The following is a 25,061-nucleotide window of genomic DNA, read 5'->3' as shown; positions in this document are numbered from 1 at the left end:
CCGATGCTCGCCTTCCTGTTCAAACGCCTCGCCGTCGTGATCCCGACCTTCCTCGGGATCACGCTGCTTGTCTTCTCACTGATCCGCATGATCCCCGGCGATCCGGTCGAGGCGCTGTCGGGCGAGCGCGGCATGGAGCCGGAGCGCTATGCGCGGCTGATGCATGAGTTCGGGCTGGATCGGCCGCTGCCGGTGCAGTACGGCGAATTCGTATGGCGTGCGTTGCACGGTGATCTCGGGTTCTCGATCGTCAGCCATGAGCCGGTGTTGCGAGAGTTCCTCGATCGTTTCCCCGCCACCTTCGAACTGGCGTTATGCGCGATCCTGTTCGCGATGCTGATCGGCATCCCGGCCGGCATGCTCGCCGCGGTGAAGCGCAACACGCCGGTGGACTATGGCGTGATGGGGGTGTCGCTGGCCGGTTACTCGATGCCGATCTTCTGGTGGGCGCTGCTGCTGATCCTGTTCTTCTCGGTGCATCTGGGCTGGACGCCGGTGTCCGGCCGCCTCGACATCCTGTTCGATCCACCCAAGGTCACCGGGCTGATGCTGATCGACGCGTGGCTCTCGGGCGAGGAAGGAGCGTTCCGCTCAGCTGCCTCGCACCTGATCCTGCCGACCATCGCGCTCGGCACGATCCCGCTCGCCACGCTCGCGCGCATGACACGCAGCGCGATGCTGGAGGTTCTGCGCGAAGACTACATTCGCGCGGCGCGTGCGAAGGGGCTCTCGCCCCTCAGGGTGGTCGTAAAGCATGCGCTGCGCAACGCACTGATCCCGGTCGTCACGGTGCTGGGTCTGCAGGTCGGCGTGCTGATGGGCGGCGCCGTGCTGACCGAAACCATCTTCGCCTGGCCGGGCATCGGCAAGTGGCTGATCGAAGCCATCCACCGCCGCGACTACCCGGTGGTGCAAGGCGGCATCCTGCTCACGGCCACCCTGGTGATCGTCGTGAACCTCGTCGTCGACCTGCTCTACGGCGTGATCAACCCGCGCATCAGGCATCCGCGATGAATCGCCCGACGCATCCGCTTCTTGAACTCTGGCGCGACTTCGCGCGCAACCCCGGCGCCGTGGGCGGCCTCGTCGTCGTGCTCGCGCTGGTGTTCTGCGCACTGTTCGCCGAAGTGCTGACGCCACACTCGCCAATTGAGCAATACCGCGACGCGATCCTCACGCCGCCCGCATGGGCCGAGGGCGGGCGAGCCGAGTTCCTGCTCGGCACCGACCCGGTCGGCCGCGATCTGCTCTCACGCCTGATCTTCGGGGCGCGCCTGTCGCTCGGTATCGGCCTCGTGTCGGTGTCGCTGTCGCTCGGTTTCGGCATCCTGCTGGGCCTCGTCGCAGGCTTCTCGCGCGGCTGGGTCGGTACCGCGGTGATGCGGCTGATGGACATCCTGCTGGCGCTCCCCTCACTGCTGCTCGCCGTCGCGGTCGTCGCGGTACTGGGGCCAGGCCTCATCAACGCGATGTACGCCATCGCCATCGTGCTGCTGCCACACTACGTTCGCCTCACGCGCGCCGCGGTGGTGAGCGAACGCGACAAGGAATACGTGCAGGCCTCGCGCATCGCGGGCGCCGGCACGCTGCGGCTGATGTTCATCACGGTGCTGCCGAACTGCCTTGCGCCGCTGATCGTGCAGGCGACGCTGGGTTTCTCGACCGCGATCCTCGACGCCGCAGCACTCGGCTTCCTCGGCCTCGGCGCGCAGCCGCCAGCCTCCGAATGGGGCGCGATGCTCGCCGGCGCGATGGAGTTCATCCAGTCCGCATGGTGGGTCGTCACCCTGCCCGGCATCGCGATCTTCGTCGCAGTGCTGGCCTTCAACCTGATGGGAGACGGGTTGCGCGACGCGCTCGACCCGAAGCTGAAACGATGAGCGGCGTGCAGATTCGCCCAGCTTCGCCAAGCGATGCCGCTGCACTTGCAGAACTGCTTGGTGAACTTGGCTACCCGACCGACAGCGGCACCGTGACATCGCGCATCCGCAAGCTGCACGCAGACAATTCGAACCAAGTACTGGTCGCGTTGGGTGCGAGCGGTCGCGTGGTCGGTGCGCTGCATGCGCAGGACGTCGCACTTCTGGCAAGCAACGGCTACATCGAGGTCACTGCGCTGATCGTTTCCGATAGTGCCCGCGGGCATGGCGTCGGAACGCGCTTACTCGACGCCGCGGAACACTGGGCGACGGCGCGGGGCAAGCCGCGCATGCTGTTGCGCTCCAATACAACCCGCGTCGATGCCCATCGCTTCTACGAACGCAATGGGTGGCAGAACATGAAGACGGGCTACACGTTCGAGAAGACCGCAGCGGCTTCGTCCCGCCCCAACCCTTTGAACATGGAACACGTTGATGAGCATGGCGACGACTGACGTGCCACAAGCCGAGCGCATCCGTCTCCGCCGCATGGTGCTGCTTGATGCACCGGCGGTCTCTGCACTCTCCGGCGAGCTGGGCTATCCGACTGAGACCGCCCGCATGATCGCGCGCCTCGCTGCAATTCTTGATCGCGAAGACCATGCCGCATTCGTGGCAACCCGCGGCGACGCGATCCTTGGTTGGGGGCACGCCTTCGTGTGCCAGTTCGTCGAGAGCGATGCCTTCGTTGAGATCGGCGGGCTCGTCGTCGGTGAGGCCGCGCGGGGGCAAGGTGTCGGCAGCAAGCTGGTGGAGGCGATTGCGGGATGGGCGCGGACCCAAGGGGTGGCGGAAGTTCGGGTGCGATCGAACATCAAGCGCGGCCGCGCCCATGCCTTCTACAAATCGCGCGGCTTCGTCGAGACCAAGGCACAGCTGGTGTTCGCGAGGCCGTTGCTGCAGCCGGCGCACGATGAGGCGAGCGATGGCACTGCTTGAAGTGCGCCAGTTGCGTGCGGCGTTCGGCGCGACGCGTCAGCCGCTGCACGCGGTCGACGGGCTTGACCTGACGCTGGAGGCCGGTGAAGTCGTGGGCCTCGTCGGCGAATCGGGCTCCGGCAAGAGCGTCGCGTCGCTCGCGCTGATGGGGCTGGTCGACGCGCCGGGCCGTGTCAGCGCCGAGCGACTGGCCTTCGACGGCCGCGACCTGCTCGCGATGCGTGCGGCCGAACGCCGCCGCCTGCTGGGCCGCGACATTGCGATGGTGTTCCAGGACCCGAGTACCAGCCTGAACCCCTGCTTCACCGTCGGCGAGCAGATCATTGAAACGCTCGCGGTCCACGAAGGCGGTTCGCGGCGCAGCCTGCGCGCCCGCGCGCTGGAACTGCTGCAGCAAGTCGAGATTCCCGATGCGGCGCAGCGCCTCGATGCGTATCCGCACCAGCTCTCCGGCGGCATGAGCCAGCGCGTGATGATCGCCATGGCGATCGCCTGCAACCCGCGCCTGCTGATCGCCGATGAGCCAACGACCGCGCTGGATGTGACGGTGCAGGCCCAGGTACTGCAACTGCTGCTGCGCCTGCAACGCGAACGCGGCATGGCATTGCTGCTGATCACGCACGACCTTGCCGTGGTCTCGGAAGTGGCACAACGGGTGGTGGTGATGTACGCCGGGCAAGTGATGGAGACCGGCCCGGTGCCCGCGATCTTCACAGCGCCGCAGCATCCCTACACGCGCGCGCTGCTCGAAGCCCTGCCGGAACACAACCGCGGTGGCGAGCGCCTGCAGAGCTTGCCCGGCGTGGTGCCTGGGCAGTTCGACCGCCCCGCCGGCTGCCTGCTCGCGCCGCGCTGCCGATTTGCCGAAGCACGCTGCGCCGCCGAACGCCCTGCCCTCGTCACCAGCGGCGTCGGCACGGTGCGCTGCCATTTCCCGCTCGACGCTCAGGGCGCATCGCAAGGCCACACGGCCGAGGCGGCGCGATGAGCGAAATCCTGTTTGAAGCGCGCGATCTGAGCCGGCACTACCAAGTGCCGCAGGGGCTGTTCCGCGCCAAGGCGGTGGTACGTGCGCTCGATGGCGTGAGTTTTGGCGTCATGGCCGGCCACACGCTGGCGGTGGTCGGTGAGTCCGGCTGTGGCAAGAGCACGCTGGCGCGCCAGATCACGATGCTCGAAACGCCGACCGCCGGCACGCTGGTGCTCGACGGCCACGACCTTGCTACTGCCTCTAAGGCCACGCTGCGGCAACTGCGGCCGATGGTGCAGATGGTGTTCCAGAACCCCTATGCGAGCCTCAATCCGCGCAAACGCATCGGCAGCATCCTGGAAGAGCCGCTGAAGATACACACCACGTTCGATGCGGCCGAACGTGCCGACCGCGCACGGGCAATGATGGCCCGCGTCGGGCTTCGGCCTGAGCACTACGAGCGCTATCCGCACATGTTCTCGGGCGGCCAACGGCAGCGTGTGGCGATAGCGCGTGCGCTGATGACGCAGCCCAAGCTGGTGGTGGCCGACGAACCGGTTTCCGCGCTCGATGTGTCGATCCAGGCGCAGGTGCTGAACCTACTGATGGATCTGCAGGCAGAGACGAACGTCGCCTACGTGTTCATCTCACACAACCTCGCGGTGGTCGAACACATCGCCGATGAAGTGATGGTGATGTACCTCGGCCGCGTCGTCGAACAAGGGCCGGCGCGAGCGGTGTTCGACACCGCGCTACACCCCTACACCCGCGCGCTGCTCGCCGCCACGCCGCGACTTGATCCGGCGGAACGTGGCGAACGCGCGATCGTGCGCGGCGAGCCGCCATCACCCCTCGCGCCGCCGCGCGGCTGCGCCTACGCCAGCCGTTGCCCGTTGGCGCAGGCGCGCTGCCGCGACGAAGCACCGCAGCTACGCGAGCTTGGCGGCCACCGCGTGGCCTGCCATTTCGCCGAAGCCTCAGGCTGAGACCGGCTCGCTCGCTGGCGCGCTGATGTGCTCAGCGAGCCGCGCACGCATCGCGTGTGCAGCGCGCACCATTGCAGCGAGCGCGGCTTCGGTTTCGGGCCAGCCGCGCGTCTTCAGACCGCAATCCGGGTTGACCCACAGCCGCCCGATCGGTACGACTGAACACGCTCGCTCGAGCAGATGCAGCATGTCAGCCTCCGACGGTATGCGCGGGGAGTGGATGTCGTAGACACCCGGCCCGATTTCGTTCGGATACTCGAACTCGCCGAAGGCATCGAGCAAGGCCATGTTGGAGCGCGAGGTCTCGATCGTGATTACGTCCGCATCCATCGCGGCAATCGCGGGCAACACGGTGTTGAATTCCGAGTAGCACATGTGGGTGTGGATCTGCGTCTCGTCGGCAACCCCGCCGGCCGCAAGGCCGAAGGCCTGCACCGCAGCCGCCAGTGCCGCACGCCAAGCGCTTTCCTTCAGCGGCAGTCCTTCGCGGAAGGCCGGCTCGTCGATCTGGATGATGCCGATTCCGGCGGCCTCGAGATCCAGCACCTCGGCGCGAATCGCCAGCGCAAGTTGTTTGAGCACCGCCTCGCGCGGCAGATCGTCGCGTACGAATGACCATTGCAGCATCGTCACTGGGCCGGTCAGCATGCCCTTCACCGGCTTCGCGGTCAGCGATTGTGCGTAGCGCGCGGTGTCGACAGTCATCGCTTCCGGCCGCCACACATCGCCGAAGATCAGCGGCGGCTTCACGCAACGCGAGCCGTAGCTCTGCACCCAGGCATGCTCGGTGAAGGCAAAGCCGCACAGCTTGTCGGCGAAGAACTCGACCATGTCGTTGCGCTCGGCTTCGCCGTGGACGAGCACATCGAACCCCAGCGCCTCCTGCCGCGCAATCGCATCGGCGATCGCCTCGCGCACGCCACCGAGGTAAGCCAGTTCGCCCAGCTCGCGCCGCTTCCAGGCCGCCCGCAGCGCACGGATCGCTGGCGTCTGCGGGAATGAGCCGATCGTCGTGGTCGGCAGCAAGGGCAGCTGGAAGCGTTTGCGCTGCGCCGGCGCGCGTCTGGCGTAGGGGCTCGCGCGCCGGGCCATCTCCGGGCGGATTGCGGCGACACGCTCGCGCACCGCGTTGACCTGAACCCGCGGCGAATGCTGGCGCGACTGGCACGCCGCACGTGCTACAGCCAGTTCAGCCGCGACCGCGTCAGCGCCGTGGTCCAGCGCGCGTGCAAGCACGGCGAGCTCGGCAAGCTTCTCGTCGGCGAAGGCAAGCCAGTTGCGCAGCTCCGCATCGAACCGCGTTTCCTGCTGCAGCGTGAGCGGCACATGCAGCAGCGAGCAGGACGGCGCCAGCCACAACCGATCGCCCAAGCGCGCATGCAGCGGCAGCAAGACGGCGAGCGCGGCATCGAGATCGCAGCGCCAGACGTTGCGGCCATCGACGATGCCGGCGGAGAGCACCCAGTGGGCCGGCAGTCGCGGCAGGAAAGCCAGCACCTGCGCAGGGGCGCGCACGAGGTCGAGGTGCAAGCCGTCGATCGGCAGCTTGAGGATCACGTCAGCATGCGCGCTGACGCTGTCGAAGTAGGTGGCGAGCAGGCGCTTGGGCCCCTGCGCGGCAAGGTGTGCGTACACCGGCGCGAAGGCCGCCAGCCAGTCGGCCGGCAACTCCAGCCCGAGGATCGGTTCGTCGATCTGCACCCACTCGACGCCGAGCCCTGCCAGTTCCGCCAGGAGGCTCGCGTAACACTCGGCCAGCTCCGCGGCGCGGGCCAGCAGCCCATGGCCCGGCGTGGCGCTGCGCGAGAGGTAGAGAAAACTCAGCGGCCCGATCAGCACCGGCTTGGGCGCATGGCCGAGGGCCTGCGCTTCGCGCACTGCGGCCAGCAGCACCGATGCTTCGAGCCGGAAGGGCGTATCGGCCTCAATCTCGGGTACGAGGTAGTGGTAGTTGGTGTCGAACCACTTGGTCATGTCGAGCGCGGGCTGCGATGGCGTGCCGCGGGCCAGCGCAAACACGGCGTTGAGGCCGTTGCCCAGCTCACCGAAACGGGCCGGCGTGGCGCCGAACATGCGTGCGTGGTCCAGCATCGGGTCATAGAAGCTGAAGTCGCCGACGGTGACGCGAGCGAGGCCCGCGTTCTGTTGGCGCTGCCAGTTCGCCGCGCGCAGGCGGGCGCCACAGGCTTCGAGCGCGGCAACATCGGTTTCGCCGCGCCAGCAGGCCTCAAGCGCGAACTTGAGCTCGCGCTGTGCGCCAATGCGCGGATATCCAAGGGTGTGAATCGTTGTCATGCGGAGCCTCCGGGCTGCGTGCCCGCCGGAATCGGTCGGGCGCATCAATGTCGTGTTGGGTCATGCAGTCTCGGGCGCGGCCGCACATTCATCAATCGCAAGTTTTTCCGATAGACTTGAATGCAATTCATACGGAGAGCACCATGCTGGAGCTCCGCCATCTGCGTTCCCTGATTGCGATTGCCGACAGCGGCAAGCTGGCCAGCGCCGCCGAGCGCGTGCATCTGACCCAATCCGCGCTGTCGCATCAGATCCGCAACGTCGAGGCACACTTCGGCATGGCCTTGTTCCAGCGCACGCCGGGCGGCTTGCGCTTTACCGCGGCTGGCGAGCGCCTGCTGCGGCTGGCGCGCGAGACCATCGCTGCAGTGGGCGAAGCGGAGCGCGATCTGATGCGCCTGCGCGACGATCAGCGCGGACAATTGCGCATCGTGCTCGAGTGCCACACCTGCTTCGACTGGCTGATGCCCGTGATGGATGAATTCCGGCGCCGTTGGCCGGAAGTGGAAGTCGATCTGGTGGCGGGTTTCCATGCCGACCCGATGGGCCTGCTCGATGCGGACCAGGCGGATCTGGTGATCGGCGCGGCGCCCACACCGCGACGCGGCCGCGTCACCGCACCGCTGTTCCGCTTCGAGATTCTCGCGGTGCTGCCGAACGACCATCGCCTGCGCAGCAAGCGCCGTTTGAGCGCCGAGGACTTCGTCGGCGAGACGTTGATTACCTACCCGGTGCCCGAAGAACGCATCGATCTGATCCGCCAGGTCTTGCAGCCGGCCGGCGTACACTTGGAACGCCGCACCACCGAGCTGACGGTGGCGATCATGCAGTTGGTGGCGAGTCGGCGAGGTATCGCCGCGCTACCGAACTGGGGCGTGAAGAACTACGTTGATTACCAGTACGTCACCGCAAAACCGATCGGGCCGAACGGATTGTGGTCGGAGCTGCACGCCACCGCGCTGGCACCGCTGATGCAGCGCCCGTTTGCGCAGGACATGCTCGCGATCATCCGCGAACGCTGCGCCGCGACGCTGGACGGCATCGCATTGATCGACGCGCGCTGAAGGCGCGCCGGCCGGCTCAGGCCGGGCTGGCGCAGAAGGCGTCGAGCTCCGCTGCGGTCAGCGGATCCAGATCCATATTCGGCAGTTCGTCACTGATGCGCGCCGTGAGCTCTTCGCGGCTGCCGAAGAGCACCAGTTCCCCAGGCAGCACACAAGCGTGCAGCAGTGGGTCGCCCACACTGACGACGCGCCAGCGCTTGCCGACGCGCTGCGGCGTCAGCTGAATCAGGTGCCCCTTCGGGTCGTCGATCTCCTTGAACCCGGTAACCCGTTCGCCATCGGTTGCCTGCACGAACAGACCACCCAATCCGCCAAGGATTGTCTGGGCAATCCCGTGATGTCTTCCAGGCGGTAGCAGCACACCACTGACAGGCATCGCTACATCCATGATCGCCTCCTTCCTGCACGGGCACGATCGAGCTACCCAGCAGGCTTTCAGTGTATGCGCTGCAACATTTCAGACCTAGGTGTGCACACCCAAATCCACGTCAACTAATGCACACCAGTGTTGCTGCAATGCAAAAAGGCGGACTGTCTCTCGACAGCCCGCCTCGTGCGGTACAAGCTGGGCGTTTGGCTTAGCGGCCCGCTTCGGCGCGAAGCGCCTCGGCCTTGTCGGTCGCTTCCCAGGTGAATTCCGGCTCGTCGCGGCCGAAATGGCCGTAGGCGGCGGTCTTCTGGTAGATCGGGCGCAGCAGATCCAGCATCTGGATGATGCCTTTCGGGCGCAGGTCGAAATGCTCCTGCACCAGCTTGGCGATCTGGTCGTCCGGAATCACGCCGGTGCCTTCGGTGTAGACCGTCACGTTGATCGGCTTGGCGACGCCGATCGCGTACGACAGCTGAACCTGGCACTGACGTGCCAGGCCGGCGGCAACGATGTTCTTCGCGACGTAACGCGCCGCGTAGGCGGCCGAGCGGTCAACCTTGGTCGGATCCTTGCCCGAGAAGGCGCCACCACCGTGCGGGCAAGCGCCGCCGTAGGTATCGACGATGATCTTGCGACCGGTGAGGCCGCAATCGCCCTGCGGGCCGCCGATGACGAAACGGCCGGTCGGGTTGACCAGGTACTTGGTGTCCTTCAGCAGCTCGGCCGGGATCACCGCCTTGATGATGTCCTCGATCACTGCCTCGCGGATCATCTCCTGCGTGATGTCGGGCGAGTGCTGGGTGGACAGCACCACGGTGTCGATCGAGTGCGGCTTGCCATCCACGTAGCGGAACGTGACCTGGCTCTTCGCATCCGGACGCAGCCAGGGCAGGCGGCCATCCTTGCGTAGCTCAGACTGGCGCTGCACCAGGCGGTGTGCGTAGAAGATCGGCGCCGGCATCAGTTGCGGCGTTTCGTCGCAGGCGTAGCCGAACATCAGGCCCTGGTCGCCGGCACCGGTATTCAGGTGGTCGTCCGACGCATGGTCCACGCCCTGTGCGATGTCCGGGCTCTGCTTGTCGTAGGCCACCAGCACCGCACAACCCTTGTAGTCGATGCCGTACTCGGTGTTGTCGTAGCCGATGCGCTTGATCGTGTCGCGCGCGACCTGGATGTAGTCGACGTTCGCGTGCGTCGTGATCTCGCCGGCCAGCACCACGAGGCCGGTGTTGCACAGCGTCTCGGCGGCAACGCGCGCATAGCGGTCCTGCGTGAAGATCGCGTCGAGGATGGCGTCCGAGATCTGGTCGGCCACCTTGTCCGGGTGGCCTTCCGAGACGGACTCGGAAGTGAAGAGGAAGTCTTGGCTCATGGCGCGCTCCAAATGAAAAAACCCCGTTGCTGCCGTCGCGGCCGGCTCCGGGGTTTCGAGCGGGCGACGCTTTAGCAGAATTTTCGAAGCCTGCGACAGGCCCCGGCCCGCCCTGCAAGTTGTCGGTTTAACTCGGCGGATCGGCTATTATCCATCGGGCCCGAAAGCCCGGTCAAACGCCGACCGGGTTCCCACCTTCCGCAATGAACACCTTCTTCCGCCTGCTCGGCCATCTTCCGCTCTTATTGCTGCACTGGCTCGGTGCCGGCGTCGGCCTGCTCGTGTGGGCCGTATCCGGCCGTTACCGCCGCACGCTCGCCGCCAACCTCGCCCAGGCCCTGAGTCGCCCTCCGCGCCTTGGCGAGTGCCTCGCCAACGCGATCGAGGCCGGCAAAGGCGCATTCGAGACCGCATGGGTCTGGATCCGCCCGCAGACCACGCTGGCCCGCGCGGTGCGCACCACGGCGCGCTGGCAGGCGGTGCTCGACGCGCAGGCGGCCGGCCGCGGCATCGTGTTCGTGACCCCGCATCTGGGTTGCTTCGAGATTTCGGCGCAGTACTTCGCCGCCGTGGCCGCGCCGATCACCGTGCTCTTCCGCCGCCCACGCAAGGCGGTGCTCGCACCCCTGATGGACGCCGGGCGCAACCGCGGCCGCATGCGCGCAGTACCTGCCGATGCGGCGGGGGTGCGCCAGCTGCTCAAGTCGCTGCGCGCCGGCGAGGCGATCGGCATCCTGCCCGATCAGGTGCCACGCGAAGGCGAAGGCATCTGGGCGCCCTTCTTCGGCCGGCCGGCCTACACCATGACGCTGGCCGCGCGCTTCATCGGCAGCAACGGTGCGCCGGCCTTCCTTGCCTTCGCCCGCCGGCTACCCTGGGGTCGAGGCTTCGAGCTCGACTGCGCGCCGATCGAACTGCCGGAAGGCCCCGCCGAAGTGCGCGTGGCAGCGCTCAACGCGGCCCTCGAACGCACGATCCTGACATGCCCTGCGCAGTACCTTTGGGGCTACAACCGCTACAAATGCCCGCCCGGTGTAACCCCGCCGGCGAGCCAAACATGAAGGACCGGGGGACCAACCGATGAGCCGACTCGTCGTCGCTTTCCTGTGGCTGTTCCATTGGCTGCCGTTACCGCTGCAGGCGGCGTGCGGAAACGTACTCGGATGGCTGCTCTACTGGCTCGTCGTGCCACGCCGACGCGTGGTGCAGACCAACCTGCGGCTGTGCTTTCCGCAGATGTCGCAGGTGGAGCGTTCGCGGCTTGCCCGCGCACACTTCATGTACGTCGCACGCAGCTTTCTCGAACGTGGCGTGCTTTGGTTTGCGCCCGCCGAGCGCATCCGCCGACTGGTGCGCGTGGAAGGCCTCGAACACCTCAAAGGCGTGATCGACAGCGGTACGCCCGCAATCCTGCTGGTGCCTCATTTCTGCGCGCTGGACGCCGCCGGCACCCGGCTGGCGACGGAAGTGAACTGGGTCAGCATCTATTCGGCGCAGAAGAACAAGGTGCTGGAGCACTGGCTGCTGCATGGCCGCACCCGCTTCGGCCAGCAGGTGCTGTTCTCGCGCCAGGAGGGCGTACGGCCGGTGATCAAGAAGCTGCGCGAAGGCGGCTATGGCTTCTTCTATCTGCCTGACCAGGACTTCGGGCCGCGCGATTCGATCTTCGTGCCCTTCTTCGGCGTACAGGCGGCCACCGTGCCGGGGCTGCCGCGCATCGCCCGGATGGCGCGTGCGCAAGTGCTCAGCGGCATCATCCGCATGCTCCCTTGGGGCAAGGGCTACGAGCTGACCATCGGCGCACCGTGGCAGGATTTTCCCAGCGACGACGAATACGCCGACACGCTGCGCATGAACCAGGAGCTGGAGCGTCATGTACTGACCATGCCGGCGCAGTACTACTGGGTGCACAAGCGCTTCAAGACGCGCCCGGAAGGCGAAGCGGGCTTTTACTGATCCGCTGGCGTGTCGCGCGCGACGAGGCGCCGGATGGCGAGCGGAATCGCCGCGCTGCCGGCCAATGCAACGGCCGACACCGCCAGCGCCAGCGCAGCGCCGTCGGCGCCGAGCCAGCCCGCACGCGAGCGCCGCCAACAGCATCAGCAGAGGCATCCATGGCAGAGATGACATGCCCCGATTCTGACATGCCGCAGGCGCACAACCGCTGGATCAGCCTGCGCCCCCCGCTGCCGGACGATCTGCCCGCGCTGTTGCTTGCGCTCAAGCGCAGCCGGCGCCTGCACCACCCCTGGGTACGCGTGGATACCCGCGAAACCGCGCTGACCCGCTGGGTGGCGCGCAGTGCGGATGCGGACTTTCAGAGCTTCGTCGCGTTCGATCGCAAAACCGGCGCGCCAGCGGCGATCTTCAACCTCAGCCAGATCTTCTACGGCCCGTTCTGCAACGCCTACCTCGGCTACTACGCGCTCGCGCCCTACATCGGCCACGGCTGGACGCGCGCGGCGCTGCCGCTGCTGCTCAAGTGCGCATTCAGCGCGCTCAAGCTGCACCGCATCGAAGCCAACATCCAGCCGGGCAACCTCGTATCGATCGCGTTGGTGGAAGGCGGCGGCTTTCGGCGCGAAGGCTTCTCGCCGCGCTACCTTAAGATCGGCGGCCGCTGGCGCGACCATCTGCGCTACGCGATCACGGCGGAGGATTGGCGCAGCCAGCGCGCCCGGCCACGCGCGCCGACACCGCTCACTGCAGCATGAAGGTTTCGTATTCGAGCCGATCGAGCCGGCGATCGAGCATCACCAGGCCTGCCGCCAGCGCGATCAGTGTTGCCAACGCGTAACCGTAGCCGTAGTAAGGCGCACCCAGGCGCAGCGTGAGCGCGGTGAGGGCAAGGTTGCTGACGAGGAACACGCCGCACAGCCACAGGATGATGCGACGCTGGTCGAGGTAGAAGAACACGTTGAGTAGCGCCAGCAAGCCCACCTGCAGGCTCGCGCCGACCGTCTGGATGTAGAACAGCGACAGGTAGAGCTCGGAGATGCCCAGTGCGCGCAACGCGGCAGGGCCGGCGACCAGCGCAACCAGCACCGCAATCGTCTGGATCTTGGCGATCTCGAGCAGCCCCTGCCGGATCGCGTAGAGCATCTCGTCGCGCATCGTTTCGATGTACTCCAGCGAACCGCCGCTGCGCACCGCCTCGTAGAAGCGGTCGTAGTACTCGACGAAATCCGTCTCGATGCGGACCAGGAATACCGCCATGCCGGGGATGATGAACAGGTAGGCCATGAACACCGGCAGGTCGTAGATCACCGACGCACGCAGCGGGCCGATGATCACGTCGGAGGTGTCGGGGAAGAACCAGAACATGAACTTGTCCGCCCACACGCCAACGTTGTAGAGCAGCCCGATCCACATCAGCGAGGGGTAGCGCGACTCGCGCCGTGCGAACTCGAACGACACCAGCTGCGGCGAGCGAAAGTCCCACGCGGTGAGCATCCACATGCCCACCAGCATGACGAACTGGCCGAAGACGAAACCCGCCAGCAAGCCATTGAGCCCCCACGGCCGCGCGAGCAGTGCAGACGCCACCACGATGCCGTAGCCCACGGCGTACAGCGCAACGATCTGGCGGTACATCTTCAGCCCGCTGAGCAGAATCGTCGCGATCCAGATACCGCACATCAGCGCGAAGCCCGCCAGCATCAGCACGCGGTACACCACCGCGAGGCCCGAAAACAGCGTGAGCGCCAGCAGCATGCCGACGGCGCCAGCGGCCATCAGCGTCAAGAGCAAGATACCGTTGAGGTTGGAGAAGACCAGCGTGTCCTTGTGCTCGAACAGGCGATCCGACACGAAGCGGGTGAAGGCAAGCTGCAAGGCGCCGGTGAAGATCAGCGACGCGGAGATCAGGTAGGTCACCGAGACCTGGAACTGCGTGACGAGGAAGTTCGGCACCACCACGGCATGAGACAGCATGCCGACGATCAGGATGCCGACGATGGACAGCACCCACGGACCGGAGCCGATCACCCCCGCATAGGCATAGGCCTGCAGGATGCCGAGCAGATTGTCCTTGCGCAGCAGCTTGCGCAGCTCGAATCCGATCCCCGCCATGTCAGCTTGCCACCCCCGGCGCGACCGGGCTGCGCGCCAGCGCCTCGAGATAGACCTCGCGATAGCGGCCGAACATCAGCTCATCGGTGTAGTAGCGCTCGACCCGCGCGATGCCCGCCGCCTGGGCCGACTGCCATGCCTCCGGCTGCAGCAGTTCGATTGCCGCCTCGGCCAGGGCCTGCGGATCAGCAATGCCGACCACCCGGCCCGCCGCGCCCAGCGCACGGTCGTCCTCGTCCAGCCCGTACACCAGCTGGCGGCAGGATCCGACATCGGTCGCCAGCGTCGGCACGCCGGCGGCGTAGCCTTCGAGGATCACCAGCGGCAGCGCTTCGGAGATGGAGGACAACACCACGAGGCCGATCTTGGGCATCAGCTCATCGATCTTCTGGAAGCCAAGGAACTTGAGGTTGTCCTCCAGCCCGAGGCTCGCCACCAGATCACGGCATTCCTGCGCATAGCCCGGATCTTCGTCCTCCGGGCCGGCGATCCAGCCCTGCACTTCCGGCAGGCGGTTGGCGACGATACGCATGGCGCGGATGAAGGTCTTGATGTCCTTGATCGGTACCACGCGGCCGATCAGGCACAGCACTGGCGGCACGCCGGGCGCACGCTTCTCGCGCAGCGCCGCCATGCGCTTCACCGCGACACCGTTCGGGATGTTGCGCGTGCGTGCGGGTTCGGCGCCATCGGTAATCTGGCGTAGCCGGTTCGTTTCGTACAGCGCGATGATCGGGTCGGCGGCGTCGTAGCACAGCCGCCCGAGCCATTCGAAGAAGCGGATCCACATCGTGCGGAAGTACGACAGCTCCGACGGATCGCGCTGGAACACATTGCGGTTGTCCTGAATCCACTCGCTCTGATACAGGTCGATCTTGCGTTCCTTCGTATAGATGCCGTGTTCGGAAAGGATCAAGGGCAGCCCGCGCGAGCGCGCGAGCAAGGCGCCGAGAAAGCCCGCATAGCCGGTGGACACCGAATGCAGTGCGCGCACCGGGATCAGGTCCTTGGCGACGCGAGCCAGCATCCACAGCGGCTGATGCATGATCCGCACCGTCCAGAAGTAGTCGACGAAGCTCGGGTCGGTGCAGAAGCGGCGGTAGCTCGACGTGATGACGCCCCAGGCCTGTTCCGAGTGCAGGAAGTCGTCGAGCGGCAAACAGCCGCCGGGCGCCAGCTCCGGCGCCAGTGCGGCAAACGCGGACAGGTCGCGCGCGCCATGCTGGCGGAAGGTCTCATGCAGCATCATCACCCGCGCGAACGCGGCCGGGTCACCCTTGCTGGGCTTGACCTCGATGCCGTGACGCACCAGATCGTCGTGCATGAAGTGCGTCTCGACGTGCACGACGTTGTCGGGCAGCGCGTACTTCGGCGCGCCGTAGTCACTGCGGCGGCTGCCGAGAAACACGATCGCGAAGCGGATCTCGGGGAAGGCCCGGATGATCTGGTTCACCCAGCTCGACACGCCGCCTGACACAAACGGAAAGGTGCCTTCAAGCAGCAAGGCAACGTCGGCGGAGTCGGCCTTCGGGAACACCGGCTCGCTCATGCCGCCCCCCAGAAGCGCAGTAGCGGCTCGAGGCGCGCAACGCTGCGGAAGTCGCGCAAGCCGCCGAGCAGCCGGATCACTTCGCGGTAGTCATGTCGCTCGAAGGCAAGCTCCGCCAGGTAAGGCACCACGCGCGGCGGCGGAATGCCCAGCTCGGCGGCGCGCCGGTAGGCGGCCTCGGCCTCATCGGCGCGTTTGAGCTCATGCAGCAGATGGCCGTGGCGCAGATGCAGGCCGGCGTCGGCGGTTTCGCTCAGCGCCTCTTCAAGGTAACGCAGGGCTTCGCCGGCAGCGTGGCGTCGCAGGTCGCCCTGCACCAGCCCCTGATAGACGAGTTCCCAGTAAAGCGTGGACAGCTGCTGTGCAGCGCGTTGCCTCGCGCCGGCGTCGTCCGCAGCGGCGAGGTATTCGGCGCGTGCGGTCTGGATCTGTGCGTTGAGCTTCTTTTCGCGGGTTTCCAGCATGCCGTAGGCAAGCAGACGCAAGTCCTCGCTTGAGTCGCCCAGCAGGTCGCGCAGCACCGGGCTGGAGAACTGCGCCGGCGCGTTCTGCAGCGCCACCAGTGCCTTCAGGCGTTGGTCGACCGGCGCACGGTCGTTGTTGAGAAACTGGCGCAGGCCAGCCTGGCGGAAGGCGGTGGCATCGCGCCGCTCATGCGGGTCGAGCGCCGGCAACGCAACCTTGTTGAAGCGCCGCCGGGCCCGCAGCGCGGGCATCAACGGCAGCGCGAACAGACCAACACCGATGCCGACGAAGCCGAGCACCGGGATGCAGGCACTCAGCGCGAAGAACAACAACCACACCGCCACGCGTGGTCGCGCAAAGTCCGCCGGCACCATCAGCAGTGCGAGGCTTGCCAGCACTGCGCTGGCACCGGAATGGGTCAGCATGAAGCCGATGAACGCGAGATCCGTTTGCCGCCCGGCCTCGAACATCTGCGCCCAGGCGCCGAGTTCAAGCAGAACGGCGTAGATCGCGAGCTTGATCTGCGACATCGCAGGCCTCCAGCACATGGGCGAGCAGTTCGCTCGCAGCCGCATCGCCGATCCGCCACGAGCGGCTGCGGATACCCGCCGCATCGAGGCCGATACCACGATCGTTCTCGATCCAGCGCGACAGCCGCGCGAGGTAGCCGTCCACCGCCTCGCTACCCGCGAGCGGCATCACCACCAGCAGCGCACTCGGCTGATCCAGCGCACCGCGCACCAGCCACGACACATCGAGCGCGCGGCGCTGCCGCGCCACCGCCTCGGGCAGATCGCTCTGATCCGGGTTGGGCGCAAAGCTCAGCGCCACCAGCATGCTCGGCACCGCCGATTCGACCCGCAGGCGGATCAGGCGTTGCAGTTCTAGCGCAAAGGGCTGCGGGCAATCCGGCCAGATGCGCGTGAGTTCGCTCACCAGCTGGGTGCTGGACAGGTCGTCACCGTAGAAACCCAGCATCAGGTTGAGCATCTGCAGGGTTTCCTCCTGCAGCGCGAAGAAGGGCATCGCGTGCACCAACATCAGCGCATGCACCTCGCCGCGCGCATCGCTGACCGGCGCCACCGCGATGTAGCGGCTGTCGAGCCGCTCCGGCAGGCTTTCGATCGCGACGTGCACCAGCACGCGCACCCGCTCGGCGTGCCGCACCAGCGGATCGTCGACGACGACCTCGAATGCCTCGCCGAGAAACACCGCTTCCGCTGCGCTCGGCTTGCCATTTCGCAGCGGCACCAGCGCTGCGCGGTCCACCTGACAATACTGGGCAGTCAGGCGCAGGAATTCACTCGCGGCCGGCAGCGCCTGCCCTGCTTGCGCCTGCCCGACCAGCGCACGCAGCCCGGTCAGCGCATCGCGCATCGACACCGGGCGCGACAGCAGTTCCTGCTCCAGCCGGTCGTGCGAGAGGCGCAGCAGATAGTGGTTGCGCGTGAGCCCGTCGAGCCGTTCGTCGAGGTAGTCCTGCATCGACTCCGCGCGGCGCACCCGGCCGCGCCAAACAGACGAGAACTCGGCGGCCAGCATCACCGTAATCAGTCCACCGAGGAAATACGATTTCGGCAGCGCGCTCCAGCCCGTGCCGTAGCCAATCAGCCCGAACCACAGCAGGAACACCATGGCGGCACCGAGCAGACCGACCATCGGGCCGTAACGCAGCGCCAGCACCAGTGGCGCGAGCCAGATCCACGGAAACTCTTCACGCGCGAAGAAGGGGTCGGCAGGGTTCAGCCATACCCCAAGTGCTACGGCCACCCCGGGCAGCAGCAGAATCTCGACGGCGGCCGAATAGCCGACCCGGTAGGGGGCGAGCAGTCTGCGGAACCTGCCGAACAACGGGCGCAAGGGCATTCAGCGTGCGCGCAGGGCCGGCGAGATCAGATCGCGCATGAGCTTTTGCGCCACGCCGGCAAGGGACTCACGGCTCCAGCCACTCTTTGCGCCGACCGACGACCACACGACACGCCCGTCGGCGACGTCGATCACCTGCACCGACACGCCCACCACCGGCTCGCCATCCACCCCGACCTTGTAACGCCACTCATGCACCGTGCCGCTCAGTGCGTAGCGCGCTTCCTGCCCGCGCGCCCATTCGAGCGCCTTGTCGCGTGATGCACCCTGCCCCGGTTCGAGCAGGCTGTCGTCCTCCAGGCGTTCCGGATAGCTGCGCACATCGGCCACGCCAAGGCTGGGCATCAGTGCCGCCGCCAGGCTGGCGGCGCGCTGACCGGCGAGCGGGGTTTCGGTGGCGTTGGCGAAGGGCAGCACCGCCCAGCGTGCATCGCGGGCGAAATTGGCCGGGGGCGCGTTATCCAGGGTGGCGCATCCGGACGCGAGCAGCGCGGCGCCCAAGGCCACGACACGCGCAAAGTGGCCGAACAAACCTGTAGCCCTCATGTAAGCCCCCATCAGAAATCAATCCAGTAACGCATGCCGAACACCGTGGTCGAGGAGATGCTCGCGGTCTGCCCCTGCTCGCGCCGGAAGTCGATCGCAGCGTGGTCAGCACCGAAGACACTGCCCGCCAGCCCGGCCGAGGCATCAAAACCGAGCCCCGCAGTACTGTTCCAGGTCATGCCAAGGCTGCCGTATGGCCGCCAGCTGCGACTGTAGTCGGTCGCGAATTTCGTGTCGCTGCGCAAGCGCAAGCCCACCAGATCATAGCCCTGCGGTAACAGCGAGGCGATCGGCACCTCGGCCGCAGGCCCGCTTGGCGGCACGCCGGAGCTGCTCGTCCGGTAACGGCTCACGAAGGCCTCGCCGTAGAGATCACGCGACTGCTGGCGGAACGCATGGCTGTAGTTGAGCGACAGCAGCCGGCCGTAGCCCAGGGTCTGCGCCGCCTGAGTCGCGTAGCGCGACCACTCGAACTGCACCGATACCCGATCGCGCGCATCAATGGCCCACCCTGCCTCGACCGCCGCCAGGTCACGCCAGCCCAAGGCGCGCAGCGCCAGCGTTTCGGTTGCCGGATCGCGCCATGCGAGCTTCCAGCCTACGTCGGCATTGGCGAAGACACGAACGTTCTGCTCCGCTCGCAGCCCGGTCCAGCGCTCGGCGGCGGCATGGCTGCCGGCCTCGAACCGCAGGCTTCCGTCATTCGTACGCCAGGCAAGCCCGAGGGTGCCCACGCGGGTATCGGGCACCGCGAAGCCGGCGTCCGGCACGCTGCGCAGCGTCTCCCCGATCGAGGCGCTGATGCGCAAGGCCGGCGTCAGCTGCATTGCCACCGCAAGCGTAGCCTGATGCTCGCGCCAGTTGCCGCCCTCACCGAATCGGCCATAGTCCGCTGCACTGATGTCGGCGTCGACCCGGCTGGCCTGTGTCGGCAGTACTTCAGCCAACTGCAGCTGCAAGGCCTCATCATCGCGTTGCAGGCTCTGCACCTCAAAGGCTACCGTCGCCGCAAGTGCGTCATCACCGCGATTGCGCGCGACAGTGATCTGATCGTAGCGTGCCGCAGCGCCACCCCAGCGGTCCTGCAGCGCGGCTGCGCGCGTCATGTCGCCTTCGTTGATCGCGGCGGCCATGTCCGCCCACAGCGGCAACTGCTCGTGCCGCGCATAGGCCGACCACAGGTAGCCGCGCACCGCTTCGGGCAGGGCCTGATCCTGGTACCAGGCCAGCACCAGTTCGCGACTGGCTGCGTCGAGCGGTGCGCCCGCGTCGCGGTCGAGCCGCAGCAAGCTGCGCAGCGCCGCAAGAGCCGGATCGCCCGGACGCAGCGCATTGGCGAGACGCACCCAGGCGACGCGGCGCGCCGCATCGGGCACCGCCTCTGCATTCTCCGAACTTGTCCGCCGGTTGCGCCACGCCGCCGCACGCAGCCGCCACGCGCGATCGGTCTGCTGGTCCTGTTCGTAGGCATCGGCGAGATTCATCATCCACAGGAAGTCGCCGCGATGCGCGGCCACCCGCGGCGAGAGATAGCGGTCGAGCGCCACGCGCGGCAAGGACAAGGCCATCCATGCTGCGGCCAACACGTCGTGCAAGGCCGGATCGCGCGCCCACACCGTCTCGTTCCGCGCCAGCACGCGCCGCAGCGTGGTCGTATCGCGCCGGTCGATCAACTGCCACAGGTAGGCCTCTCGGGCTTCGGCATCTTGCGGCGTGAGCACCAGCAACTGGCGCAGATCGGCCAGCGCCGCAGCGCCCTTGCCTGTTTCGCGCAAATAGCGCGCGCGCAGGCGCAGGAAGCGCGGATCGGCCTGCGCGCTGGCCAGCGCCGCGGCGTCCAGTTCGCCGAGCAGGCGCCCGAAGCTGCTCCAGGCACCGGCCGCGGCGTAGAGATCAAGCGCCCTCAGCAATCGATCGGGCGCAGGAAAGTGGCGCCACGCCTGCACCGCAAGATCCGCCGCGCGTGCCGGCTCTTCGGCCGCCAGCAGATCGATCAGCACGTCGTAATCGTTGGCCGACGCGGTGCCGCCGTTGATCAGGCGGGCATAGGCTGCTTCGGCGGTGTCGTCGCGTTGCAGCATCTGCGCGATGTTGCCAAGGCGGCGCCAGTAGGTCACATCGCTCGGCAGCGCCTGATCGCGTGCAAAGTCGAGCGCCTCATAGGCAAAGCGCAACTCGCCGCGCAGCAGATGAAAACCCGAGCGTTTGAAGGCGCGCGCCACGTCGGCGCCGAATCGCGCATCCATCTCGCGCAGGGTTGCGATTGCGAGCGGGAGATCGGCCGCGCGCTCGGCAATGTCGGCCAGTGCCTGCAGCACGGCTCGCTCAGGACGGCGGCGCGCGATCTCGCGCAGATAGGCGATGGCGGCTTCCGGATCGCCGATGCGTTCGTAGGCATCCACCAGGGCGCCCAGCACGCGGTCGTCGCCCGGCCGCTCCGCAACGCGCTGACGCAAGCCGATGATCAACGCCTCGTCGTCGAACAGGCCGGGGGCGAGGCGCAGCAGCGCATCGGTAGCTTCGCCCTGCATGCCGTGTTCGGCAAGCCAGCGCCAGTGGCGCAGCGCCTCCTGTGGGCGGCCAGACCATTCGGACACTTGCGCCAAACGCAGCCGCCACGCCGCGTTGCCCGGCGCCTGCCGCACCGCCGACGCCGCGACGCGCCACGCTTCGTCGAGTTCGCGATTCGCGAGGAAGACTTCGTAGCCAAGGGTGTAACGACGGTCGTCGAAGGGCAGACGCGGTTCGCCTTTCGCGCCGTCATTCCCGGGCGTTTCGCCATCGTCGACAACGCGGCGCAACGCCACATCGCCCCATAGGCGAGCCCACTCCTCGCGCTCGATCTGCTGCAACAGCGAGAGCCGCAGCATCTGCCGCGCGTACTTCGACGCGATATCGGGCCGCCCGGCCGCGAGCGCCAGCCGCGTGAGGTATTCGAGCACTTCCGGGTCGCTGGCGAGACCGCGCAACTCGCGCTCCGCCAGCGCCAGCGCATCGGCCGTGCGGCCACTCTGACGCATCACGTCGACCGCATCGAAATAGAGCTGCCGCGCCGCCAGCGGCCGCGCTTCACGCCGGCGCGCGACCATCAGCACTTCGGCCGCGGCTTCGTATTCGCCCGCAGCGAGGTAGCTGCGCGACAGCTCGACGAACCACGCCGCCGGCAACGCGCCGCTTGCGCTGTTGCGGTAGATCGTCAGCGCCAGGGCGCGGTCGCCCAACTCCAGCGCACGGCGGGCCAGCTCGAAACGATCCATTTCGGTCACTGGCAGGCGTGCGAGCTCATGCAGTTCCTGCAGCAGTGCGCGTCGCACCGCATCGCGCCGGGTGTCGTCCGTCGCAAGCCGGCGCCACTCCTGCTCGGCCACTTCCCACAGCAGCATGCGTGCCTCAATGCGCCGCGGCACGTCGTCTGCCAGCAACGGCATCAGCACCCGGCGGGCAGCGGCAAAATCGTTGCGGCTGAGCCATTGCCGCGCAAGCCGCAGGCGCAACTCGGGATTGGCGGGGTCCGTGCGCAGCATCGCGTTGAGGTAGCTGACCGTGAGCTCGTCACCGCGGGTATCGCGCAGGATGCGGTCGAGCAGCGCGGAGTAGGGATACATCAGCGTCAGCGCGACCAGTACCAGCAGCACGAACAGCGGCAGTACGCCGCGCGGCAGCAGGTGCGGGCGCTTATGGCGCGCGACAGCTAAGGTCGATCGTTGCCGCAGCATCGTCGAGGTGGAAGCGTTGGTAGGTGCCAACCTGGCGCGGGGTCAGGGTGCGCCGCGCCGTGCTGACGCGACACGCCTCGGCGCCGGCGAGGTCGAACTCGAGCGGGCCATGGCCGTGCAGCGCAAAGCGCACGCTGGCGGGCGTCGTTTCGAGCGCGCTGACGCCGCCATTCGCACCGGCCAGGCGCGGGCCGTTGTGCCCGCCACCGAAGGTAATGTGCGCCTGGCTATCGGCGAGGATCAGGTAGCGCCCGTCCGGGCCCTCAGCCCAACCTGCAAGCCCTTTGCTGACGGCCAGGTTCGGCTCACCAAGCGTCGCCGGCGCGCGCAGCGACCGCAGCACCCCAAGCCCACGCAACAGGTAGCTGCCATCGGTGACATCGCGTGCCAGCGCAACGCGGTTGAAGTCCGTCGCGATTCGGATGAATTCGGATGGAAACACCGGCCGTGTCGTCTGCGTCATCGCCCAGTCGTAGGCCTCGCGCAAGGAACGCAGCGAGGCCGGCTTGCTCGCTGCATAGGTGTGGTAGTAAATGTCGATCGGCTTGATCCGGCGAGGCTCGCCGGTCATGCGGAAGGTTTCGACGACGCGGCGAAAACCGTAGAACGGACCACGCCAAAGGTTGGTGTAGACGTTCTCGTTCATCACCGGCGCGTAAACCTGAAAGCGCCCTGCGAGCCGCACACCGAGCGCTGAGACCTCGGTCATCGTCGGGTTTGCGGCAGTAACACGCGTGCTACCGCCATTCATGTTCAACAGGCCTGCCGACGCTGCCTCGTCGAGCGCCGCAACGCTGGGCACCGCGTCACCCGACCACAGCAGGATGCCGACGGGCTTGCCTGGCGGCGCGAGGCGCTTGCGGATGTACTCGGCCGACGCGGTGATCTCGCGTGCGAGCGAAGGGGTATAGCCCGGCACCTCCAGGTGATAGTCCGCGTCGTCATCGGTGCTTGCATCGCCCGCTTCCACCTTGCGCCACTTGAACGGGTGGCTGTAGGTGTGGGTCGCGATTTCGACGTTCGGCAGCGCGAAGCCGCGCCGCGCGATGGCCTCCAGCGCTGCGCTCTCCTTCGGGTAAAGCCCGTCCGGCGCAACCTCGGCCTCGATCACGCTCAGCGCGTGCGGTATCGGGTAGCGGGTCACGAGTTCGTCGAGCATCACCTGTGCAGCGTAGGGGCTGCCGGCGAACTCTGCGCGCGACGGAAAGCCGTCGCCGTCGACATGCGCGAACAGCATGCGCCGGCCCGCGTCGCTGCTGGTTTCCGGCATCGGCAGATCGGGCAGCGCGAGCGCGGCCTTGAGAAAGCGGAAGGGATCGACGACCCAGCGCGAAGCTTCCAGCGAGGTCGAAATCTCGACCACCGCATAGCTACCCAGCGCAAACCCACCCCAGCGCGTGATCGCCACCGCATCGTAGCGGTGCCCCTGCTCGTCGCGCAGACGCGCCCAGGGCTCGCCGACGCTGTCGTCAATGCGAACACCGACCAACCGGCGCCGGTTCATCGGCGGCTCAATCTCGAAACCGATCGCCTCATGCCGGCGCTCCAGCGTGAGCTGGCCGACTGGCGGCGGCGAGCGGAGCAGGCCGGTCGCGCGAGCAAAGGCCGCATCGGCGGCAAACCCCGGCGCTTCAAACACGGCGATACGCAACCCTGCGGCGATCTGATCGAGCAGCCACTTGCGATAGCGCGCCTGCAGCTCGGGCGCGAGCTGGCCGCCAAACCAGCTGACGATGCCGGCGTAGCGCGCGCGGTCCAGCACCGGCAACGGCTTGCTCACATCGAAGTAGTCCGCGACGTAACCAAAGTAGTTCAGCGGCATCTCGGCGAAACGATGGGCCGAGCGGTAGTGCAAGGCGGGCGCCTCACGCCCGTCGATCATCACCGCGATGTGCCGCGGCATCACTTCGACCGTACTGATGCCGAGCGTGCTCAACGCACCGTCGGCCACCCAGGGAATGAAGCCGGCGGCGCGGATTCGCCGCGCGGTGTCGCGCGCCAGTTCGCGATCCGCTGGCGCAACGTAGTCGATTGCGATCGCCGCGAGCTTCCAGCGGTCGCGAACCGCGCGCAACTGCTCGCCCAGCCAGGCGCGGTCGGCTTCCGCCACCTCACGGTAGCTTCGCGTGTCGTGCGCATAGCCGCGGAACAGCGACTCCGCCGCCACGCCCTCCAGATCACCTGCAATCTGCGGCAACAGCTCGAAACCGCGATTGGCGATCAACCGGATACCCGGAAAGCGGCTGCGCAGGGTGTGGATCAGGCTCACGATGCCGCGCTGCTGGGCAACCGGGTCCGCCTGCGGGCCGCCGAGCTGGTAGGAATCCATCGTGTCGAGGAAGAAGCCCCGCCAGCCCTTCGCCCACAGCGGCGCAACGATGCGATCGGCAAAGAAGGTCGGCCAGCCCGCGGCGCGCTGATCGATCAGGATCGAAGCCCAGGTCGTGTTGGTGCCAAGCTGCCAGCTGGCGGGGATATCTTTCGCGAACGCACGCGAGGGCTGCACTTCACCGACGCTGACATAGGCGAAAAGCTCGCTGCCGCTGCGCGCGCCATCCGCGCCGCGGTAGGCGACCGGGTCAAAGCCATGATCCGGATCGACCACGGCAACGTCGAAGGCCTTGAGTTCATCGAGTGGCGCATCGGCGCCGTAGTGAAACGCGATCGACGAGAGGGCGAGCACCGGCTGCGACAGCAATGCCGCGAGCACGAGTCCCCAGAACCGCTTGCCGATCAGCACCTTCATCACGCTCCCGGCCCGCACCCAGACGCCACGCGCGTTGGCGAGCCCTTTGCCGAGTATAGCGAGCCCTGGCGCCGCGCCGCGGCCGATGACCACTGATTTGGCCATTGTTTGCAAGGCTGTCGGCCACGGCGCGGGCTTTGCGCACTGCAGCAGCGCCTGCTACCCTGACCAGTTCCGTCACCCCCCG

At 67.1% G+C, this 25,061-nt stretch carries 20 protein-coding genes; 10 read left to right on the top strand and 10 right to left on the bottom strand.

The window, feature by feature from the left end; genetic code table 11:
- The first annotated feature begins 3 nt into the window (after window positions 1–3).
- From HH302_RS12790 to HH302_RS12765, 6 genes are read left to right on the top strand one after another with little or no spacing between them, the layout of a single operon-like run.
- The gene (locus tag HH302_RS12790) at window positions 4–1,014 is read left to right on the top strand and encodes an ABC transporter permease subunit (RefSeq protein ID WP_172202535.1); all 1,011 of its coding nucleotides are present in this window, start codon (window positions 4–6) and stop codon (window positions 1,012–1,014) included.
- The gene (locus HH302_RS12785; RefSeq protein ID WP_172202534.1) at window positions 1,011–1,880 is read left to right on the top strand and encodes an ABC transporter permease subunit; all 870 of its coding nucleotides are present in this window, start codon (window positions 1,011–1,013) and stop codon (window positions 1,878–1,880) included. The genes HH302_RS12790 and HH302_RS12785 overlap by 4 nt, the downstream gene beginning before the upstream one ends.
- Window positions 1,877–2,374, top strand: a complete 498-nt coding sequence (locus HH302_RS12780; RefSeq protein ID WP_172202533.1) for a GNAT family N-acetyltransferase — start codon at window positions 1,877–1,879, stop codon at window positions 2,372–2,374. Before HH302_RS12785 ends, HH302_RS12780 begins: the two co-directional genes overlap by 4 nt.
- Window positions 2,355–2,858, top strand: a complete 504-nt coding sequence (locus HH302_RS12775) for a GNAT family N-acetyltransferase (protein ID WP_172202532.1) — start codon at window positions 2,355–2,357, stop codon at window positions 2,856–2,858. The genes HH302_RS12780 and HH302_RS12775 overlap by 20 nt, the downstream gene beginning before the upstream one ends.
- Window positions 2,845–3,846: an oligopeptide/dipeptide ABC transporter ATP-binding protein gene (locus tag HH302_RS12770; RefSeq protein WP_172202531.1), complete on the top strand. Its 1,002-nt coding sequence runs from the start codon at window positions 2,845–2,847 to the stop codon at window positions 3,844–3,846. The genes HH302_RS12775 and HH302_RS12770 overlap by 14 nt, the downstream gene beginning before the upstream one ends.
- Window positions 3,843–4,814, top strand: coding sequence for a dipeptide ABC transporter ATP-binding protein (locus HH302_RS12765; RefSeq protein ID WP_172202530.1), 972 nt, complete (start codon window positions 3,843–3,845; stop codon window positions 4,812–4,814). The genes HH302_RS12770 and HH302_RS12765 overlap by 4 nt, the downstream gene beginning before the upstream one ends.
- On the opposite strand, the gene metE is transcribed toward HH302_RS12765, so the two are convergent.
- On the bottom strand, window positions 4,806–7,109 hold the full coding sequence (gene metE / locus HH302_RS12760) for a 5-methyltetrahydropteroyltriglutamate--homocysteine S-methyltransferase (protein ID WP_172202529.1): 2,304 nt from the start codon (window positions 7,107–7,109) through the stop codon (window positions 4,806–4,808). The two genes, HH302_RS12765 and metE, sit on opposite strands and share 9 nt — an antisense overlap.
- Window positions 7,110–7,252: 143 nt before the next feature.
- Between metE and HH302_RS12755 the strand changes: the two genes are divergently transcribed.
- The gene (locus HH302_RS12755; RefSeq protein ID WP_172202528.1) at window positions 7,253–8,173 is read left to right on the top strand and encodes a LysR family transcriptional regulator; all 921 of its coding nucleotides are present in this window, start codon (window positions 7,253–7,255) and stop codon (window positions 8,171–8,173) included.
- A gap of 16 nt (window positions 8,174–8,189) precedes the next feature.
- Here HH302_RS12755 and HH302_RS12750 read toward each other — a convergent pair whose 3' ends face one another.
- Both HH302_RS12750 and metK read right to left on the bottom strand, forming a co-directional pair.
- Window positions 8,190–8,561 (bottom strand): hypothetical protein, encoded by a 372-nt coding sequence (locus tag HH302_RS12750; protein WP_172202527.1) that lies wholly within the window; start codon window positions 8,559–8,561, stop codon window positions 8,190–8,192.
- Between the two features lie 190 nt (window positions 8,562–8,751).
- Window positions 8,752–9,915: a methionine adenosyltransferase gene (gene metK / locus HH302_RS12745; protein WP_172202526.1), complete on the bottom strand. Its 1,164-nt coding sequence runs from the start codon at window positions 9,913–9,915 to the stop codon at window positions 8,752–8,754.
- Window positions 9,916–10,118: 203 nt separating this feature from the next.
- Between metK and HH302_RS12740 the strand changes: the two genes are divergently transcribed.
- The 3 genes from HH302_RS12740 (at window position 10,119) to HH302_RS12730 (ending at window position 12,629) form a co-directional block, all read left to right on the top strand.
- Window positions 10,119–10,976 carry a lysophospholipid acyltransferase family protein gene (locus HH302_RS12740; RefSeq protein ID WP_172202525.1) on the top strand — a complete coding sequence of 286 codons (858 nt, stop codon included), beginning with the start codon at window positions 10,119–10,121 and terminating at the stop codon, window positions 10,974–10,976.
- A 19-nt stretch (window positions 10,977–10,995) separates the two neighbouring features.
- Window positions 10,996–11,871: a lysophospholipid acyltransferase family protein gene (locus HH302_RS12735; protein ID WP_172202524.1), complete on the top strand. Its 876-nt coding sequence runs from the start codon at window positions 10,996–10,998 to the stop codon at window positions 11,869–11,871.
- 158 nt (window positions 11,872–12,029) lie between these two features.
- Complete coding sequence (locus tag HH302_RS12730; RefSeq protein WP_172202523.1) at window positions 12,030–12,629, top strand: GNAT family N-acetyltransferase; 600 nt, start codon at window positions 12,030–12,032, stop codon at window positions 12,627–12,629.
- Here HH302_RS12730 and pelG read toward each other — a convergent pair.
- The 7 genes from pelG to HH302_RS12695 are packed head-to-tail and all read right to left on the bottom strand — an operon-like array spanning window position 12,616 to window position 24,979.
- Window positions 12,616–13,986: an exopolysaccharide Pel transporter PelG gene (pelG, locus tag HH302_RS12725; RefSeq protein WP_172202522.1), complete on the bottom strand. Its 1,371-nt coding sequence runs from the start codon at window positions 13,984–13,986 to the stop codon at window positions 12,616–12,618. The two genes, HH302_RS12730 and pelG, sit on opposite strands and share 14 nt — an antisense overlap.
- Window position 13,987: 1 nt before the next feature.
- A complete protein-coding gene (pelF, locus tag HH302_RS12720) occupies window positions 13,988–15,535 on the bottom strand; it encodes a GT4 family glycosyltransferase PelF (protein ID WP_172202521.1) in 1,548 nt (515 codons plus the stop codon).
- A complete protein-coding gene (locus HH302_RS12715) occupies window positions 15,532–16,530 on the bottom strand; it encodes a hypothetical protein (protein ID WP_172202520.1) in 999 nt (332 codons plus the stop codon). The genes pelF and HH302_RS12715 overlap by 4 nt, the downstream gene beginning before the upstream one ends.
- Entirely contained in the window at window positions 16,490–17,866 is a 1,377-nt protein-coding gene (locus HH302_RS12710) for a PelD GGDEF domain-containing protein (RefSeq protein ID WP_172202519.1), read from the bottom strand. The genes HH302_RS12715 and HH302_RS12710 overlap by 41 nt, the downstream gene beginning before the upstream one ends.
- Window positions 17,867–18,412 (bottom strand): penicillin-binding protein activator LpoB, encoded by a 546-nt coding sequence (locus HH302_RS12705; protein ID WP_172202518.1) that lies wholly within the window; start codon window positions 18,410–18,412, stop codon window positions 17,867–17,869.
- A gap of 11 nt (window positions 18,413–18,423) precedes the next feature.
- On the bottom strand, window positions 18,424–22,128 hold the full coding sequence (locus HH302_RS12700) for a tetratricopeptide repeat protein (RefSeq protein WP_172202517.1): 3,705 nt from the start codon (window positions 22,126–22,128) through the stop codon (window positions 18,424–18,426).
- Window positions 22,088–24,979 (bottom strand): bifunctional glycoside hydrolase 114/ polysaccharide deacetylase family protein, encoded by a 2,892-nt coding sequence (locus tag HH302_RS12695; RefSeq protein WP_172202516.1) that lies wholly within the window; start codon window positions 24,977–24,979, stop codon window positions 22,088–22,090. Before HH302_RS12695 ends, HH302_RS12700 begins: the two co-directional genes overlap by 41 nt.
- Window positions 24,980–25,061 lie beyond the last annotated feature (82 nt).

Source organism: Niveibacterium sp. COAC-50 (genome assembly GCF_013184235.1).
Classification (GTDB): domain Bacteria; phylum Pseudomonadota; class Gammaproteobacteria; order Burkholderiales; family Rhodocyclaceae; genus Niveibacterium; species Niveibacterium microcysteis.
This window is presented reverse-complemented; position numbering and strand designations above follow the sequence as displayed.

Excerpts from the sequence above, each read along its gene's own strand:
- HH302_RS12790 (WP_172202535.1), top strand. The coding sequence starts at position 4 with ATGCTCGCCTTCCTGTTCAAACGCCTCGCCGTCGTGATCCCGACCTTC.
- HH302_RS12785 (WP_172202534.1), top strand. The coding sequence starts at position 1,011 with ATGAATCGCCCGACGCATCCGCTTCTTGAACTCTGGCGCGACTTCGCG.
- HH302_RS12780 (WP_172202533.1), top strand. The coding sequence starts at position 1,877 with ATGAGCGGCGTGCAGATTCGCCCAGCTTCGCCAAGCGATGCCGCTGCA.
- HH302_RS12775 (WP_172202532.1), top strand. The coding sequence starts at position 2,355 with ATGAGCATGGCGACGACTGACGTGCCACAAGCCGAGCGCATCCGTCTC.
- HH302_RS12770 (WP_172202531.1), top strand. The coding sequence starts at position 2,845 with ATGGCACTGCTTGAAGTGCGCCAGTTGCGTGCGGCGTTCGGCGCGACG.
- HH302_RS12765 (WP_172202530.1), top strand. The coding sequence starts at position 3,843 with ATGAGCGAAATCCTGTTTGAAGCGCGCGATCTGAGCCGGCACTACCAA.
- metE (WP_172202529.1), bottom strand. The coding sequence starts at position 7,109 with ATGACAACGATTCACACCCTTGGATATCCGCGCATTGGCGCACAGCGC.
- HH302_RS12755 (WP_172202528.1), top strand. The coding sequence starts at position 7,253 with ATGCTGGAGCTCCGCCATCTGCGTTCCCTGATTGCGATTGCCGACAGC.
- HH302_RS12750 (WP_172202527.1), bottom strand. The coding sequence starts at position 8,561 with ATGGATGTAGCGATGCCTGTCAGTGGTGTGCTGCTACCGCCTGGAAGA.
- metK (WP_172202526.1), bottom strand. The coding sequence starts at position 9,915 with ATGAGCCAAGACTTCCTCTTCACTTCCGAGTCCGTCTCGGAAGGCCAC.
- HH302_RS12740 (WP_172202525.1), top strand. The coding sequence starts at position 10,119 with ATGAACACCTTCTTCCGCCTGCTCGGCCATCTTCCGCTCTTATTGCTG.
- HH302_RS12735 (WP_172202524.1), top strand. The coding sequence starts at position 10,996 with ATGAGCCGACTCGTCGTCGCTTTCCTGTGGCTGTTCCATTGGCTGCCG.
- HH302_RS12730 (WP_172202523.1), top strand. The coding sequence starts at position 12,030 with ATGGCAGAGATGACATGCCCCGATTCTGACATGCCGCAGGCGCACAAC.
- pelG (WP_172202522.1), bottom strand. The coding sequence starts at position 13,986 with ATGGCGGGGATCGGATTCGAGCTGCGCAAGCTGCTGCGCAAGGACAAT.
- pelF (WP_172202521.1), bottom strand. The coding sequence starts at position 15,535 with ATGAGCGAGCCGGTGTTCCCGAAGGCCGACTCCGCCGACGTTGCCTTG.
- HH302_RS12715 (WP_172202520.1), bottom strand. The coding sequence starts at position 16,530 with ATGTCGCAGATCAAGCTCGCGATCTACGCCGTTCTGCTTGAACTCGGC.
- HH302_RS12710 (WP_172202519.1), bottom strand. The coding sequence starts at position 17,866 with ATGCCCTTGCGCCCGTTGTTCGGCAGGTTCCGCAGACTGCTCGCCCCC.
- HH302_RS12705 (WP_172202518.1), bottom strand. The coding sequence starts at position 18,412 with ATGAGGGCTACAGGTTTGTTCGGCCACTTTGCGCGTGTCGTGGCCTTG.
- HH302_RS12700 (WP_172202517.1), bottom strand. The coding sequence starts at position 22,128 with ATGCTGCGGCAACGATCGACCTTAGCTGTCGCGCGCCATAAGCGCCCG.
- HH302_RS12695 (WP_172202516.1), bottom strand. The coding sequence starts at position 24,979 with ATGGCCAAATCAGTGGTCATCGGCCGCGGCGCGGCGCCAGGGCTCGCT.